Raw genomic sequence first — 15,524 nt, 5'->3', positions numbered from 1 at the left:
TCGTCGTGATCGGCGAACGCCACGGCGGGAGGGCAGCAGCGGATGCGATGGAGCACGCTCGGACACAGCGCGGTCGAGATCACCGAGCTGTCCTTCGGCGCCGCCGCCATCAGCAATCTCTTCACCCCGGTGGAGCCCGAGGCAGCGGCATCCGCGGTCGACGCCGCCTGGGAAGTGGGCATCCGCACCTTCGACACCGCACCCCACTACGGCCTCGGCCTGTCCGAACGCCGACTGGGCGAGGCGCTGCGCACCCGCCCCCGCGACGCGTACACCCTCTCCACCAAGGTCGGGCGGCTGCTCGAACCCTGCCCCGCCGACGGCGACGACCTCGATCACGGCTTCGCCGTAGCCGCGGACCACCGCCGTGTATGGGACTTCAGCGCGGACGGAGTGCGCCGCAGCATCGAGGAGAGCCTTGAGCGGCTCGGCCTCGACCGGATCGACATCGTCTATCTGCACGACCCGGACGAGCATGAGGAAGCCGCCTTCCGTCATGGCTATCCGGCCCTGGAACGGCTGCGCGCCGAAGGCGTGATCGGCGCGATCGGCGCCGGAATGAACCAGGCGCCCATGCTCAGCCGCTTTCTGCGCGACACCGACGTCGACGCCGTCCTGTGCGCCGGCCGCTTCACGCTCCTCAACCAGAGCGCGCTCGCCGAACTGCTGCCCGAGGCAGCGGCCCGGGGCAAGAGCGTCGTCGTCGGCGGGGTCTTCAACTCCGGACTGCTCGCCGATCCACGCCCCGGCGCCACCTACGACTACACCGCCGCACCCGACGAGATCCTCGGCCGTGCCCTGAGGCTCAAGGCCGTCGCCGAACGTCACGGCGTCCCGCTGCGAGCCGCCGCCCTGCACTACCCCTTCTCCCACCCGGCCGTCGCGGGTGTCCTGGTCGGCACCCGCTCGGCCGGTGAAGTACGGGACGCCGCAAGGATGCTGGCCCTCACCGTCCCGCCCGCGCTCTGGGACGACCTGCGCGGCGAAGGACTGCTGCCGAGGAACGGGGAACCCCGATGAGAGTCGCCCTGCACACCAAGGTCCGCGCCGACCGCATCGCCGAGTACGAGGCGGCGCACCGCGAGGTCCCCGGCGAGCTGACCGCCGCGATCAGCGCCGCCGGTGTCACCTCCTGGACCATCTGGCGCAGCGGCACGGACCTCTTCCATCTCATCGACTGCGCCGACTACGGCCATCTCCTCGCCGAACTCGAAAACCTCCCCGTCAACATCGCCTGGCAGGCCCGGATGGCCGAACTCCTCGACGTGGTGCACGACTACTCCGCGGACGGCGCGGATGCCGGACTGCCCGTCGTCTGGGAGCTGTGACAGCCGATGACGATCATCGACGCGCACCACCATGTGTGGGACCTCTCCGCACGGGACCAGGACTGGATCACCGGCCCGGACCTGGCGCCCATCCGCCGCGACTTCTCCCTCGACGACCTCGCACCCGAGGCGCGCGCCGAAGGCGTACGCGCCACCGTTCTCGTCCAGACGGTCACCGTCGCCGGGGAGACCCCCGAATTCCTCGCGCTCGCCGACGGCAGCGATCTCGTCGCGGGTGTCGTCGGCTGGACCGACCTCACGGCGCCCGGTGTCGCCGACACCCTCGCGGGCCTGCGTGAACTCCCCGGCGGGGAACGGCTCGTCGGCATCCGCCACCAGGTCCAGGGTGAGCCCGACTCCCGCTGGCTGCTGCGCCCCGACGTACAGCGCGGCCTCGCCGCCGTCGCGGCCGCCGGACTCGTCTACGACCTCGTGGTGTGGCCACACCAACTGCCCGCCGCGGCCGAAGCGGCCGCCCGGCTCCCCGGCCTCACCTTCGTACTCGACCATCTCGGCAAGCCCCCCATCGCGGCCAGGGAGCTGGAGCCCTGGGCAAGCGATGTGCGCGCCCTGGCCGCCCACCCGAACGGCGTCTGCAAACTCTCCGGCATGGTCACCGAGGCGGCCTGGTCCACCTGGACCACGCCCGATCTGCTCCCCTACGCCGATACCGTCCTCGACGCCTTCGGCCCCGACCGGCTGATGTTCGGATCCGACTGGCCGGTCTGCCGGCTCGCCGCGAGCTATGCCGAGGTGGTGGCCGCGGCCCGCGCTCTGACCCAGCGGCTGAGCGAGGGCGAGCGCACCGCCGTCTTCGAAGGGACCGCGCGCCGCGTCTACGGACTGCGCGAGCCGTGAACCTGCGGCCCCCTGATGCCTTTGGCACTCTGGATGCATGCCGGAGCTGCCCGAAGTCGAAGCGCTGAGAGAGTTCCTCGACGATCACCTCGTGGGACAGCGGATCGTCCGCGTCCTGCCGCTGGCGATCAGCGTCCTCAAGACGTACGACCCGCCCCTGACCGCCGTCGAGGGCGCCGAGGTCACCGCCGTCGACCGGCACGGGAAGTGGCTCGACATCAGCGCGGGCGGGCTCCATCTCGTAGCCCATCTCGCCCGGGCGGGCTGGCTCCAGTGGAAGGACGAGTTCCCGGCTGCTCCGCCGCGCCCCGGCAAGGGTCCGCTCGCCCTGCGTACCGTCCTCGAGTCCGGCGGCGGCTTCGACCTGACCGAGGCGGGCACCACCAAACGCCTCGCCGTCCACCTCGTGCGCGACCCCGCCGAAGTGCCGGGCATCGCCCGCCTGGGCCCCGACCCGCTCGCCGACGGCTTCGGCCGCGACGCCTTCGCCGCCCTCCTCGCCGGGGAACGGCGGCAGGTCAAGGGCGCCCTGCGCGACCAGAGCCTGATCGCGGGCATCGGCAACGCCTACAGCGACGAGATCCTGCACGCCGCGAAGATGTCCCCGTTCAAACCGGCGCAGAACCTCGACGAGGCCGGGATCACCGCCCTGTACGAGGCGCTGCGCGCCACGCTGAGCGAGGCCGTCGAGCGCTCCCGCGGAGTGGCCGCGGGCCGGCTGAAGGCCGAGAAGAAGAGCGGCCTGCGCGTCCACGGCCGCACCGGTCAGCCGTGTCCCGTCTGCGGCGACACCATCCGCGAGGTCTCCTTCAGCGACTCCTCGCTGCAGTACTGCCCCACCTGCCAGACCGGCGGCAAACCGCTCGCCGACCGCAGGCTCTCCCGCCTCCTCAAGTAGGCGATCTCAATTCGGCGCCGGGCAGCGGAAAGACACCCCCTACCCCCCGAGGGAGACCAGCGGCTGCCCGTCGGCCGCCCGGACCTCCCAGCGGGCGATCTCGCCGCTCGGCACATCCGTACCGCCCTCGATGTCCAGCGGCTCCTCGTGTCCGCGTGACCCCGCGATCCCGTAGCCGCCCTCCGGCACCGCCCAGCTGAGGACCGGGTGTTCGATGCCGTTCTTGCCGACGGCGACCAGCCAGCAGGTGCGCGGCCCTTTGACATCGGACAGATGCAGCGAGACCGCAGTGCCCCACTGCCGGTCCTGCAGTGTCGCGGACGCGGTGACGCCCGTCTTGGCGTCCCTCGCCTCGACCTGCTGACCGGCCGGTCCTGAGCCGCCGCCCCGGAGGGCGACCGCCGCCACCGGCAGGGCCACGATCAGCGCGGCTGCCGCCGCCACCAGCTGAAGCCGGCGCCTGCGGCTCTGCCGCCGTTCCGCCGCGACCTCGCCGGTCAGCCGGTCGAGCAGGCGCGGGCTCACAGAGGCCTCGACCCGCTCGGGTCCCCCGAGTTCGGCCAGTGACGCGGCGACCGAGGTGAAGTCCGAGAGCTGTACGGTGCACATCACGCACTCGGCGAGGTGCTCCTCGAAGCGGAAGGCGTCCGCGGGTTCGAGGACGCCCAGCGCATAGGCGGCGACGTCCTGGTGTCGCTGCTTGATGCTCATGGCGTCCTCGATTCGTCTCTTGCGGTGCTGACTTCGTTGCGGTCTGTCGCCATGGAGTACGCATCAGGCGCCCGCTCTGCTCAACCCATGTGTCACAAGCGCAACGCGACGGGCGCTTCGGCCGTGCGGGAAGGTGAGGGGGCTTGCTTGCCGGACTCCCTTGAGGGCCGGGGACCGGTGCCAGCAGAATGGGTGCGTGACAGGTGGAGAAACGGGGACCAGCATGACCGTGCCGCACCCCGACAGCGCCCATGTGGAACTGCTGCTCGGCGCATACGTCCTCGGCGCGCTCGGCCCGGACGAGGACGCCCGGGTCTCCGGCCACCTGCAGCTCTGCGACCCGTGCCGGATCGCCTATCTCGACATGGCCGACGCGCCCGCGCTGCTGGCCCTGTTCTCCGAGGACGACCTGCTCGACGGTCTCGGCGACGACATCCCGTAGTCCCGCCGTCCGGGCGCGCCGAGGTCCTGTCCGGCCGATCCGGCGGCAGAGCCGCAGGCGCCGGCTTCAGCTGGTGGCGGCGGCAGCCGCGCTGACGGCCTGATCGACCGGACAGGACCTACACTCCGCAGCATGCTGCGCGTACTGGCTGTCGACGACGAGAAACCGGCACTTGAGGAACTGCTCTACCTGCTGCGTTCCGACTCCCGGGTCCGGAGCGCGGAGGGAGCCACGGACGCCACCGAGGCACTGCGCCGCATCAGCCGCGCGGTGGACGCGGGCCCGGACGGCGAGGAAGGCATCGATGTCGTCTTCCTGGACATCCATATGGCAGGACTGACGGGCCTGGATGTCGCCCGGCTGCTCGCAGGGTTCGCGCGCCCGCCGCTGATCGTGTTCGTCACGGCCCACGAGGGCTTCGCCGTCCAGGCATTCGACCTCAAGGCCGTCGACTATGTCCTCAAGCCCGTGCGCAGGGAGCGGCTGGCCGAAGCCGTACGGCGGGTCCGTGACCTGGTCGTCTCGGCGCGCGAGCCCCGGCGGCCCGCGCCGGAGGACCATGCCGCGCGCACGCCCGTACCGAACACGCCCGTACCGCACACCGCACCGGCCGCTCCGCAGCACACCGCTGTCGGGAGTACCGCCGGTCCCGAGCAGATACCGGTCGAACTGGGCGGTATCACACGGTTCGTACCGATCGACGACATCGCCTATGTCGAGGCCCAGGGCGACTACGCCCGCCTCCACACCAAGGACGGCAGCCATCTGGTGCGCATCCCGCTGTCCACACTGGAGGAGCGCTGGGCCTCCCGTGGGTTCGTACGCATACACCGCAGCCATCTCGTCGCCCTCGCCCGCATCGACGAACTGCGCCTGGACGCCGGGACGACCACGGTCCGGGTGGGCGACGCGGAGCTCGCCGTCAGCCGCCGTCACGCCCGCCAGCTGCGCGATCTGCTGATGCGGCACGCCAGGGGCTGACACGCAGACGTGTGACCGTTCGGCGGCCGTGGGCAGCCGCTCGTCGACCCGTCACAGCCGTACGGCGACGCGCGCCGTCCGCTGACCGACCGGTCTCCCATTCGGCCGCAGCCGCCCCCGGCCGCCGCCTAACCTTGATCCGGCAAGCGGGGAAGGGGCCTGATGTCCGACATCGAAGCACTGCTGGAGGAGCTCCGGAGCCTGCCCGCGACCCGGGTGGCCGGCGCTCATGACCTCGAAGCCCTGCTCGCCACGGTCAAGAGCGCCGCCGGACGCTGGGCGGATGTGCTGTACGAGATCCAGGAGTCGGCCCAGGGGCTTGTCGGCCCGCGCGCCGAAGCCGCCCTCGAAGTCGCCTTCCGCAGGGCCGAGGAGTCCTATGTCGAGCTGGAGATCGCGCTGAGCGACTGCGCCCAGCGCACCGGCCACTGAGCCGGTCAGGCCTACCGCAGGTAATCGCGCCTGCGTAGACTCCACAGCTCCCGAGAGTTCGCCTACCGACGCTGGAGCGGACGACGATGTCTGCAGAGCAACAACCCCGCCGCGAGGTGGTCACCGGCGTGCCGCGCGGCGCCCGGCGTGCACCGGGGCACGCGCCCGCCCGGTCCGAGATCAGCGAGCAGACGACACTCGGTGCCACCTATGTGCGCTCCCTGATGCGCAGCCAGCTGCGGGCCGCCCTCTACGCACTGGGGGCACTCGCCCTGCTCGTCGGCTCACTGCCGCTGCTGTTCGCGCTCCCGGCCGCCTTCGGCGGCACCCTCTCCTCACCCGAGCCGTTCGTCTGGGTGGCGCTCGGCGTGGCCGTCTACCCGGTGATGTGGCTGACGGCCCGCTGGTACGTACGCCGTGCCGAGCGCAACGAGCAGGACTTCAGCAGACTTGTCGAAGGCCGCTGACCGTGCTCGTCGGTGACCGGACATGAACCAGACCTACGCGGTGACCGCCGTCACCGTCGTGGTGCTGGCCACCGTGCTCATCGGCGCGCTCGGCCTGCGCATATCCCGCACCACCTCCGACTTCTACGTCGCATCGCGCACCGTGAAGCCCGGTCTCAACGCCGCCGCCATCAGCGGCGAGTACCTCTCCGCCGCCTCCTTCCTCGGCATAGCCGGACTGGTGCTCCTCCAGGGCCCCGACATGCTCTGGTACCCCGTCGGGTACACCGCCGGCTATCTCGTCCTGCTGGTGCTCGTGGCCGCCCCGCTGCGCCGCTCGGGCGCGTACACCCTCTCCGACTTCGCCGAGGCCCGGCTGGAGTCCGCGGCCGTACGCAGACTGGCCAGCCTCTTCGTCGTCGGCATCGGCTGGCTCTATCTGCTGCCCCAACTCCAGGGCGCGGGACTGACCCTGGAGATCCTTACCGGCGCACCCGACTGGGTGGGTGGCGTGGTCGTCGCCTTCGTCGTCACGGTGGCCGTCGCGGCCGGGGGCATGCGCAGCATCACCTTTGTGCAGGCCTTCCAGTACTGGCTCAAGCTCACCGCTCTGCTGGTGCCCGCCCTCTTCCTCGTGGCGGCCTGGGCCGGTGACGACACACCGCGGGCCCGCTTCGACGCACCGGCCCTGTTCCGCGAACACACCACCGTGCGCATCGACGACACCGTCCGCGTCGACTTCGACAAACCGCTGACGCTCACCGTCACCGGAGACATCGACAACACCCCGTACGAGAACGGCAAGGTCACCCTCGACCGGGGCACCCACCGCATCGGGGCGGGGACCAGCCTGGGCTTCCCGCAGGGCGCCGAGGTGCCCCAGCGGGCCTCCTCCGGCTCCGATCCGGCCAGCTGGTCCCAGCCGCTGTCCGGCGGCAGGGACGGCTACCACCTGTACGCGACGTACGGACTCATCCTCGCCACCTTCCTCGGCACGATGGGGCTCCCGCATGTCGCCGTCCGCTTCTACACCAGCCCCAACGGCCGCGCCGCCCGGCGCACCACACTCGTCGTCCTCGGGCTGATCGGCGCCTTCTATCTGCTGCCGCCCGTCTACGGCGCCCTCGGACGGATCTACGCCCCCGAACTCTCGCTCACCGGTGAGGCGGACGCGGCCGTGCTGGTGCTGCCCGCGCGGATGGTGGGCGGCATCGCCGGGGACCTGCTCGGGGCGCTGCTCGCGGGCGGGGCGTTCGCGGCGTTCCTGTCCACCGCATCAGGACTGACCATGTCCGTCGCGGGTGTCATCACCCAGGACGTGCTGCCCTCGCGCGGCGTACGGCACTTCCGCCTCGCGACCCTGCTCGCCATGGCGGTGCCGCTGGCCCTGAGCGTGATGGCGACCAATGTGCCGGTCGCCGACGCGGTGGGGCTCGCCTTCGCCGTCTCGGCATCCTCCTTCTGCCCGCTGCTCGTGCTCGGCATCTGGTGGCGCAGACTCACCCCGCCCGGCGCCGCCGCCGGGCTCGTCGCCGGCGGCGGCTCGGCCCTCACAGCGGTGATGGCCACCCGCGCGGGCCTCGCCCCGGCCGGCTGGGTGCACACCCTGATGGCGTGGCCCGCCGTGTGGTCGGTACCCGTCGGCTTTCTGACCATGGTGCTGGTGTCCCTCGCCACCCAGCGCCACATACCTCCCGGTGCCGCCGCCATCCTCGCGCGGCTGCATCTGCCGGAAGACCTCGTCGGCAGGCCGCAGCCCGAAGGAGCGGAACGATGACCGGGACTGCAATGGCCGCACTGGCCGCTGCCGGAGCGCTCCTGCTCGCCGCCGGTGTCGCACTCGGCAGACTGACCGCACGGCGCGGCACCAAGCCCGACCTCGACCTGGGCACACCCGTCGAGCGCGCCACCTTCCACACCCTGCACACCGCATCGCTCGCCGCGCCCCCGCTGCGCGCGGGCCTCACCGAGGACACCGCACGCAAGGCCGCCCGTCGGCTGCGCTCCCTGCTCGGCACCGAGGCGCTGTGCCTCACCGACCGCGAAACGGTGCTCGCCTGGGACGGTCCGGGCGCCGACCACCACGAGCAACGGGTGATGGTGCGCGTCGCCGACATGCTGGACTCCGGGCGCAGCCAGAGCGTCCACACCGAGTGCGAGGACCTGGAGTGCCCCCTGCGCTGGGCCGTGATCGCCCCGCTCACCGGCGAGGAGGGTGTGCTCGGGGCGCTCGTCGCCTACGGTTCGCGGGAGTCGGCCGTCCTGGTGCGGGCCGCGACGGAGGTGGCCCGCTGGGTCTCCGTACAACTGGAACTCGCCGAGCTCGACCGCTCCCGCACCCGGCTGATCGAGGCCGAGATCCGCGCGCTGCGGGCCCAGATATCGCCGCACTTCATCTTCAACTCGCTCGCCGCGATCGCCTCCTTCGTCCGCACCGATCCCGAGCGGGCCCGTGAACTGCTCCTGGAATTCGCCGACTTCACCCGCTACTCCTTCCGCAGGCACGGTGACTTCACCAATCTCGCCGACGAACTGCGCTCCATCGAGCAGTACTTGGCGCTCGCCGGTGCCCGCTTCGGAGACCGCCTCAAGGTGACGCTCCAGGTGGCACCCGAAGTCCTCCCGGTGACCCTGCCGTTCCTGTGTCTGCAGCCGCTCGTCGAGAACGCCGTCAAACACGGTCTGGAGGACTCCAGGAACGACTGCCGCGTCACCATCGCGGCACAGGACGCCGGATCCGAGGCCATGGTGACCATCGAGGACGACGGCGTGGGCATGGACCCGGCCGTGCTGCGGAGGATCCTCGCGGGGGAGCGGACGGCGTCGTCGGGCATCGGCCTGTCCAATGTCGACGAGCGGCTGCGCCAGGTGTACGGCGACGATCACGGACTGGTCATCGAGACGGGCGTCGGCGCGGGCATGAAGATCACGATCCGGCTCCCCAAGTACCACTCGGGCGTGCACTCCTCGGCGGGCCGCCGGTCCACGGGCTGAGACTTCGCCGATTTCCTTGCCGGCATTGAGTCGCCTTGCCACTCGTTTCGTATCAAGCGGTGACGATGAGCGACGACAACGGGGAGTACGAAAGATGTGCACGCAATCCGCGGCGGCACCCGCCCATGACGACCTGCGCAGCCTGCTCGGCGCGCTCGAACCGTGCGATCGCGCGGTGGTCCATCAGCTCCACGTGCTGCGCAGCACCCCGGGCGAGGCCGCGGCCGCGCTCGGACTGCCGGTCGCCGAGGTGCACCGGCGGGCCACCCGTGCCGTCCGCCAACTCAGCCGCGGGGCAAGGCGGCTGCACGCGGTCTAGACCGTCGGCAGGAGAGCCGTCGCCGGACCTTCAGCAGAAGAGATGGATGGCCAGGTGGCTCAGCGGCAGACCCAGCTGCCAGGCCGGAGTCCATATCTCCGCGTACTCGTCCACGGCGCCGGACTGCGGACCGGCCGGGTGCCAGGGCTCGCCGTCCCCGAGATCGGCGGCGAGCAGCTCCGTCTGCCGCAGCCAGCGCCAGGCGTCCAGCGCGAGTGCCAGATCCGGATCGGCTCCCTCGTCGAGGTCCCGTTCCCGCTCCTGCCGGGCGGTCAGCCGCTCCTGCACCCACTCCTGCCAGGGATGGCCGTACGAGGTCAGTGACAGCCACTCGTCGATCCGGGACACCACCCGCACGCCCGCCAGCTCGTCCGCGCTGTCGCACAGATAGATGGTGAGCGCCAGCGTCTGTCTGCCCGCGCGGTATTCGAGCGAACCGCCCTGCACGAGCGCGCCCGCTCGCAGCATCTCGTCGGCGATGTACTCGGCGCAGAGCCACGCCATGGGGACTGCCAGCCCGCCGCCGCTGGTTCCGTTCGTACTCTCGGGCTGCACCCTTCCCACCTTCCTTCCGGACGACTTCGTGCCGACACGACGACGAGCCTCCACCGTCAGACACGGCCAGGAGCCCGTCTTTACTCAACTTGCGCGTGAGGTTTCGCATACTGTCGCTCCTTGGACGTGGCCCGAGGGGGACAAGGACACCGCAGAGACATCCGGGGCGCGCGGGACTGAGCCTCGGACGGATCGACGGCCCGACGGACTGAAGCCGAACGGCGGACCGACAGACGGACGGACAGACGGACGGCGGACCCGGGCCATGGCGTCAGGCCGCCACCGGGACCGGCCGGTGCCGCCAGCTGCCGTCGTGGAGCTGAATGCGCAACAGCCCCGCCCGGCATCTGCGCCACGCGGGACTGCCCGCGTCCGCCGCGCTGAGCGCGAGCAGAGCCAGCGCCGTGGCGGGCGGCTCGTCCTCGATGCGCGCCTCGTCGCGTCGCGAGGCCGCGATATGGGCCACCGCCTCGCGTACGAGCAGGCGGCCCGCTGTCGGATGCTCGACCAGAAGCCGGGCCGCGAGCAGGGCGGGGGAGCCGGGCCGGCCGGTGAAGGGGCACGGCGTACCGGCCGCGATGTCACGGGCCAGCAGTCCGCCCAGCCTGCCGATCGGGGCGCCGCCGACGACGGCCAGATCGACGTGGACGGCGACCGCGTGGACGATCCGGGTGAGGGCGGCGCAGCCGGGTGCGCAGAGCAAGGGGTGGCCGAGATCGACCGGCTCGCCTTCGCGCAGAGCGAGCGTCCGCAGCGCTGTTTCGATCAACCCGGCCGTGGAGTACGCCGGTTGGGGCGAGGCGCCGCGCAGCCAGCGGCGCGCACGACGGGCCGCCCGGGCGGCAGCCGCGTCGGGGCAGCGGCTGAGCGCCAGAGCGGCGAGCGCCGTCTCGGCGATCGCCGGCCGCCGGGATGAGGGCGTCTCGGTCACAGGAACCGTCCTCGGATGGTCGAAGCATGCGATGGTCACTTCGGGCATTACGCACGGCGCGCGCCCCGGGTTCAGCCGCCACCCGTGCGTCCGCTCGTGCCGCCGCGCGTGGCCCCGCTCGCCGCCCGCGCCCCGCCGCCGCGCCACGCCCGACCGTGACCTGTGGACTGCCGGTCCGCCGCGCACGGATAATGCGGGTCGGTACGCGCCGCGAGGCCGGGCGAGAGAATCCGCCCCCGCGCCGCGTCACGGCGACGGGGTGGGGGGTGGCCGCCGTGTGGATCGGTCGGGAAGGGCACATCGGCACGTTGCGCGCACTGCTCGACGAGGCCATAGCGGGACGCGGGGGCTCGGCGCTCGTCGAGGGCGAGCCGGGAGCGGGCAGGACGCGCCTGCTGAAGGAAGCACTCCCGACGGCGGACGAGCCCGGCTGTCGCATAAGGCACGGCAGCGGCGACGAGCTGTGGCAGGGCTACCCGCTCCGCGCCGTTCTCGACTGCCTTTACGGCGACGACTTTCTGTACGGCGACGGCTTCGCCGCGGACACCGGGCGCAGCGAGATCGTCGCGCTGCTGAACGGTGAACGCGCCGAAGCCACCACGGCCGAGGCATCACTGATGGCGGCCATGGACCGGCTGCTGGCCGTCGTCGACGAGCTCTGCGCCGAGCGACCGCTCGTCCTCGTACTGGACGATCTGCAGTGGGCCGATGACGCGAGCCTGCTCATGTGGCAGCGACTGAGCAAGGCGGCCCCCCGGCTGCCGCTGCTCCTGGTGGCGTCCTGCCGGCCCGTGCCCCGGCGCCGTGAACTCGACCGGCTGCGGGCCGGGTTGGTCGAGCGCGGCACCCTGCCGCTGTTTCTGGGGCCGCTCACGCCCGAGGAGACGGATCGCTTCGCCGAGAGCCTCGTCGGCGCGCCGCTCGGCCCCCGGCTGCGTGGCAGGGTCGCTCTCGCGGGCGGAAACCCGCGCTACATCGCGGACCTGGTGACCGGCCTGCTGGCCAAGGGTGCTGTCGACCGTGATGGTGGCCGCGCCGAACTCACCGTGCCCCCAGGGGAATCCGGGCATCTGAGCGCACTCGCGGAGAGGATCGGATTCCTCTCGCCCACCTCGTACGAAACGCTCCGCCAAGCCGCCCTCCTCGGCACGGAGTTCGACATCGGACAGCTCGCCCTCGTGCTCGGCCGCACCACGCGGCAGCTCCTCGAGGACCTGGACGAACCCCTCGCCGCGGGTCTGCTGAGCGACACCGGTGACCGGCTGCGCTTCCGCCATGAAGTGGTTCACGAAGCGCTGTACGCCGGGGTCCCGGCATCGGTGCGTTCGGCGCTGCATCTGGACGCCGCGCGGGCGCTGCTCGACGCGGGTGCGCCACCGCCCGTCGTCGCCGGTCAGCTGCGCGCAGTGCCGGGGCCCATGACCGGGTGGGCGGTGCACTGGCTGGTCGAGCACGCGGGCGCCCTCAACTCCCAGTCCCCGGTGCTGGCAGCCGAGTTGATCGAGCGAGCCATCGAGCAGGGCGAGCCCAGCGACGCCGACCGTCCCGTCCTGGAGGAGCGGCTCGCCGAGGCGGCGACGCTGTTGCGCCGCCCCGAGTCGGCCGGTCTGGTGCGCATCCTGCGCGACCGTGCGCAGGACCCCGCGCGCCGTGTGGTGCTCGGCTTCATGCTGACCTCGGCTCTGATGGTCCAGGGGGACATGGCACAGGCTCTCAAGGCGACCGAGGAGGCACTGGCGGAGCCCGGTCTCTGTGCCGTCTGGCACATCCGACTGGTGGCCTGCCGGGTGCTCTGCCACACGGACCTGGACCGGCTGGAGGCGGCACGCACCGAGGGGGAGGCGACGGTCGCTGCGGCGCAGCGGCTCGGCGACCCCCTCGCCGAGGCCGAGGCACGCCACGCGATGTCGTACGTGTACTACCGGCTCGGCCGGGAACGCGAGGCTCTCGACCAGGTCGCACAGGGCATCGCACGGGCCCGCCAGGCCCCGGCGGCCGGCGACATCCGGCTGCTGATGCTCGCCAATCTCGCCGAGGGACACGTCAAGTTCCACCGGACCGAGGACGCGGAGAAGACCCTGGAGGAGGCGCGCACGCTGGCCCGGCTCACGGGCTCCACCGGCCGCCTCGTCGGCATCGAGGCGCGCTGTGCCGATCTAAAGTTCCGGACCGGACGCTGGGACCGGGCGGCCGAACATCTGGAGCAGGCCGCTGCGCTCAAGGTCTCGGACGCGTGGGTGCCGGTACTCGTCCACGGAATGCACGCGCTGATCCTCGGCCACCAGGATCAGCGAGCGGCCGCGGTCGCCCATCTGGAGCTGGTGGAGCCGGACGCTCTGGGCGTCGGCACGGCGGCCCGCCGCGAAGCCGTCCCTCTGCTGCTGGCGCGTGCCCTGCTGGCCGAGCGCGACGGCCGCCCGCACGACGCGCTGCGGGTGCTGCTCCCCATACTGTCCGAGGAGTACGCCGCCGACATGGTCCATGAGCGCCACCGGCTGTTTCCCGACCTGGTCCGCCTCGGCCTGGAGTCGGGGGACATCGCGAGCGCCGAGGCGGCGCTGGCGGCCTGCGAGGCGGAGGCGGCGCGGTCGCACGAAGCTCCCGGCCCGGCGACCGCGGCGATCCGGTGCCGGGGACTGTTCGCCCAGGATCCGGCACTGCTGTCACAGGCGGTCGCGAACTACGAACGCGGCTCGCGGCCCCTGCTGCTGGGGCTGACCCTGGAGGATCTCGCGGTGGCGCTGGCCTGGCACGGGGACCTCGCGGCAGCGCGCGCCGGTCTCGACCGCGCCGTGGAGGCGTACGAAGCTCTCGGCGCCCGGTGGGACATCGCCAGGGCCGAGGCCCGGCTGCGCACGCTGGGGGTTCGCAGAGGCAGCCGCACGACGCGCCGCAGGGCCACCAGCGGGTGGGAGTCGCTCACACCGGCGGAACTGAAGGTCGCGCTGCTGGTCGCCGAGGGGCGCTCCAACCCGGAGATCGCCACCGAGCTGTTCCTGTCCCGGCGGACCGTCCAGACTCATGTGTCACACATCCTCGGCAAGCTGCAGCTGCGGTCGCGCACCGAGGTGGCGAGGAAGGCCGCACTGCGGGCCGCGGGGGAGTGAGCCGGCCGGCGAGCTTCAGACGGCCAGTGCGCCGTAGCCGGGCAGCACCTTGCGCAGAGCGCGCAGGGCGTAATACGTACGGGACTTGACGGTGCCCGCGGGGATGCCGAGGGCTTCGGAGGCCTCGGTGACGGACAGCCCGCGGAAGTAGATGTGCACCAGCACCTCACGGTGCTCGCGGCTGAGCGTCCTGACGGCCTGGCGCACGTCGAGCGCGGTGGACGAGATCTCGGTGTGGTCCTCGGTCATGGGGGACTGCTCCAGGCTGTCCGCGGCCACCTCGGTGGGGCGGGCCTGCCGGGCCCTGCGCGCGTCGATCGCGAGGCGGCGGCCCACGGTGAACAGCCAGGGGCGCATCGAATCATGGTCAGTCTCGAGTGCTTCCGGATGTTTCCATACGCGCACCAGGGTTTCCTGGACGAGATCCTCGGCCCGCTGCCGGTCTCCGTAGGTCAGTCCGAGGAGGAAACGGAACAGGGCCCTGCCGTGCTCGCGCTGCAGCTCGGCGAGCGCCTGCTCGTCGGTGCGCGGCTCGGTGCGTGCCTCGGTACGTGCCTCGGTGTGCGGCGCGGTCGCGGTGGCGCCTGTGTGCTGGTCCAGGGTGGTGGTCACCGTAACTCTCCTTCTGAGGCGGAATGCTGACCGCGTCGGCCGACTGAACCGACTCACAGAAGGGTGGCGGGAGGCGCCCGCGGAGTTATCCGCCACCTGGCGGATCCCGGCCTGCTCGGCGCTCAGCGGCCGCACCGGACGGCGAGGGCCGCGACGAACGGTCGGCCAGGCGCGACGAGCGGCGCGAAAGCCGGGCCGGTTGTCAGCGGCGGCGCGCGTACCCCGGCAGACAGCGGGCCAGCGCACGCAGTGCGTAGTACGAACGCGACTTGACCGTTCCGGCCGGTATGCCGAGCTCCTCGGCGGCCTCGTTCACGCTCAGCCCGTGGAAGTAGATGTGCACCAGCACCGCGCGGTGCTCGGGGCTCAGCGACTCGACCGCGGCCCGCACATCCATCGCGGCAACGGCCATCTCCGTGACGTCCGCCGGGTCCGGCGTGGTGGCCAGGACGCCGTCGCCGATCTCGGTCGGCCGGGCCATCCGGGAGCGCCTGGCGTCGATCGCGAGCCGCCTGCCGACCGTGAAGAGCCAGGGCCGCATCGACTCGTAGGGCCCGTCGAAGGCTTCGGGGTGCTGCCAGGCACGTACGAGCGTCTCCTGCAGCAGGTCCTCGGCGCGTTGCTGGTCCCCGTAGGTCAGACCGAGCAGAAAGCTGAGCAGTGCGGGCCCGTGCTCACGCTGCAGCTCCGCCATGGCCCGCTCGTCGGTCGTCTCGGTCGCCGTCGCCATTGCCAACACCCTTTCGTGCGGAGGTCGCTGCCACGTGGCGTATACGAACGCATCAGGGCGCCGAGGGACAGATGACGTGCAGCGGTCGTCGGCGAGCGGTCGCACGGAGCGGCGAATGGTGCGGTGAGCGGGCGGCCGGGAGCCATTCGAACGGCCGGACAGCGCCCAGGGGGTGTCCGG

General features: G+C 71.9%; 17 protein-coding genes. 12 read left to right on the top strand and 5 right to left on the bottom strand.

The annotated features are described in order from the left end of the window. The first annotated feature begins 42 nt into the window (after positions 1 to 42). The 4 genes from OG905_RS06020 to OG905_RS06005 are packed head-to-tail and all read left to right on the top strand — an operon-like array spanning position 43 to position 3,084. On the top strand, positions 43 to 1,020 hold the full coding sequence (locus OG905_RS06020; protein WP_328666559.1) for an aldo/keto reductase: 978 nt from the start codon (positions 43 to 45) through the stop codon (positions 1,018 to 1,020). After that, on the top strand, positions 1,017 to 1,328 hold the full coding sequence (locus OG905_RS06015) for an L-rhamnose mutarotase (protein ID WP_328666558.1): 312 nt from the start codon (positions 1,017 to 1,019) through the stop codon (positions 1,326 to 1,328). Before OG905_RS06020 ends, OG905_RS06015 begins: the two co-directional genes overlap by 4 nt. 6 nt (positions 1,329 to 1,334) lie before the next feature. Next, on the top strand, positions 1,335 to 2,186 hold the full coding sequence (locus tag OG905_RS06010; protein WP_328666557.1) for an amidohydrolase family protein: 852 nt from the start codon (positions 1,335 to 1,337) through the stop codon (positions 2,184 to 2,186). A gap of 37 nt (positions 2,187 to 2,223) precedes the next feature. Next, the gene (locus tag OG905_RS06005) at positions 2,224 to 3,084 is read left to right on the top strand and encodes an Fpg/Nei family DNA glycosylase (protein WP_328666556.1); all 861 of its coding nucleotides are present in this window, start codon (positions 2,224 to 2,226) and stop codon (positions 3,082 to 3,084) included. A gap of 39 nt (positions 3,085 to 3,123) precedes the next feature. Here the strand turns inward: OG905_RS06005 and OG905_RS06000 are convergent, their stop codons facing one another. Continuing rightward, on the bottom strand, positions 3,124 to 3,795 hold the full coding sequence (locus OG905_RS06000; RefSeq protein ID WP_328666555.1) for a zf-HC2 domain-containing protein: 672 nt from the start codon (positions 3,793 to 3,795) through the stop codon (positions 3,124 to 3,126). Positions 3,796 to 3,991: 196 nt separating this feature from the next. On the opposite strand from OG905_RS06000, the gene OG905_RS05995 reads away from it, so the two are divergent. The 7 genes from OG905_RS05995 (at position 3,992) to OG905_RS05965 (ending at position 9,409) form a co-directional block, all read left to right on the top strand. After that, positions 3,992 to 4,237 carry a zf-HC2 domain-containing protein gene (locus OG905_RS05995; RefSeq protein WP_443043899.1) on the top strand — a complete coding sequence of 82 codons (246 nt, stop codon included), beginning with the start codon at positions 3,992 to 3,994 and terminating at the stop codon, positions 4,235 to 4,237. Between the two features lie 132 nt (positions 4,238 to 4,369). Further along, positions 4,370 to 5,218, top strand: a complete 849-nt coding sequence (locus OG905_RS05990) for a LytR/AlgR family response regulator transcription factor (RefSeq protein ID WP_328666554.1) — start codon at positions 4,370 to 4,372, stop codon at positions 5,216 to 5,218. 162 nt (positions 5,219 to 5,380) lie between these two features. Then, the gene (locus OG905_RS05985; protein WP_328666553.1) at positions 5,381 to 5,650 is read left to right on the top strand and encodes a hypothetical protein; all 270 of its coding nucleotides are present in this window, start codon (positions 5,381 to 5,383) and stop codon (positions 5,648 to 5,650) included. 86 nt (positions 5,651 to 5,736) lie between these two features. Continuing rightward, entirely contained in the window at positions 5,737 to 6,117 is a 381-nt protein-coding gene (locus OG905_RS05980; RefSeq protein ID WP_328666552.1) for a hypothetical protein, read from the top strand. A gap of 22 nt (positions 6,118 to 6,139) precedes the next feature. After that, entirely contained in the window at positions 6,140 to 7,873 is a 1,734-nt protein-coding gene (locus OG905_RS05975; protein ID WP_328666551.1) for a sodium/solute symporter, read from the top strand. After that, positions 7,870 to 9,090 carry a sensor histidine kinase gene (locus tag OG905_RS05970; protein ID WP_328666550.1) on the top strand — a complete coding sequence of 407 codons (1,221 nt, stop codon included), beginning with the start codon at positions 7,870 to 7,872 and terminating at the stop codon, positions 9,088 to 9,090. Before OG905_RS05975 ends, OG905_RS05970 begins: the two co-directional genes overlap by 4 nt. 94 nt (positions 9,091 to 9,184) lie before the next feature. Beyond that, the gene (locus OG905_RS05965) at positions 9,185 to 9,409 is read left to right on the top strand and encodes a hypothetical protein (protein WP_328666549.1); all 225 of its coding nucleotides are present in this window, start codon (positions 9,185 to 9,187) and stop codon (positions 9,407 to 9,409) included. Positions 9,410 to 9,439: 30 nt separating this feature from the next. On the opposite strand, the gene OG905_RS05960 is transcribed toward OG905_RS05965, so the two are convergent. Together OG905_RS05960 and OG905_RS05955 are read right to left on the bottom strand one after the other, a co-directional pair. Further along, positions 9,440 to 9,964 carry a hypothetical protein gene (locus OG905_RS05960; protein ID WP_328666548.1) on the bottom strand — a complete coding sequence of 175 codons (525 nt, stop codon included), beginning with the start codon at positions 9,962 to 9,964 and terminating at the stop codon, positions 9,440 to 9,442. A 271-nt stretch (positions 9,965 to 10,235) separates the two neighbouring features. Further along, the gene (locus OG905_RS05955) at positions 10,236 to 10,895 is read right to left on the bottom strand and encodes a hypothetical protein (protein ID WP_328666547.1); all 660 of its coding nucleotides are present in this window, start codon (positions 10,893 to 10,895) and stop codon (positions 10,236 to 10,238) included. A 275-nt stretch (positions 10,896 to 11,170) separates the two neighbouring features. Here OG905_RS05955 and OG905_RS05950 point away from each other — a divergent pair, with 275 nt between their 5' ends. Further along, positions 11,171 to 14,002, top strand: a complete 2,832-nt coding sequence (locus tag OG905_RS05950; RefSeq protein WP_328666546.1) for an ATP-binding protein — start codon at positions 11,171 to 11,173, stop codon at positions 14,000 to 14,002. Positions 14,003 to 14,017: 15 nt separating this feature from the next. Here OG905_RS05950 and OG905_RS05945 read toward each other — a convergent pair whose 3' ends face one another. Next, entirely contained in the window at positions 14,018 to 14,503 is a 486-nt protein-coding gene (locus OG905_RS05945) for a sigma-70 family RNA polymerase sigma factor (protein WP_443044060.1), read from the bottom strand. Between the two features lie 313 nt (positions 14,504 to 14,816). Next, positions 14,817 to 15,344, bottom strand: a complete 528-nt coding sequence (locus OG905_RS05940) for a sigma-70 family RNA polymerase sigma factor (RefSeq protein ID WP_328666544.1) — start codon at positions 15,342 to 15,344, stop codon at positions 14,817 to 14,819. Positions 15,345 to 15,524 lie beyond the last annotated feature (180 nt).

It is taken from the genome of Streptomyces sp. NBC_00322, assembly GCF_036147535.1.
GTDB lineage: Bacteria > Actinomycetota > Actinomycetes > Streptomycetales > Streptomycetaceae > Streptomyces.
The sequence above is the reverse complement of the archived record's forward strand: the minus strand, read 5'-3'. Positions and strand labels throughout refer to the sequence as shown.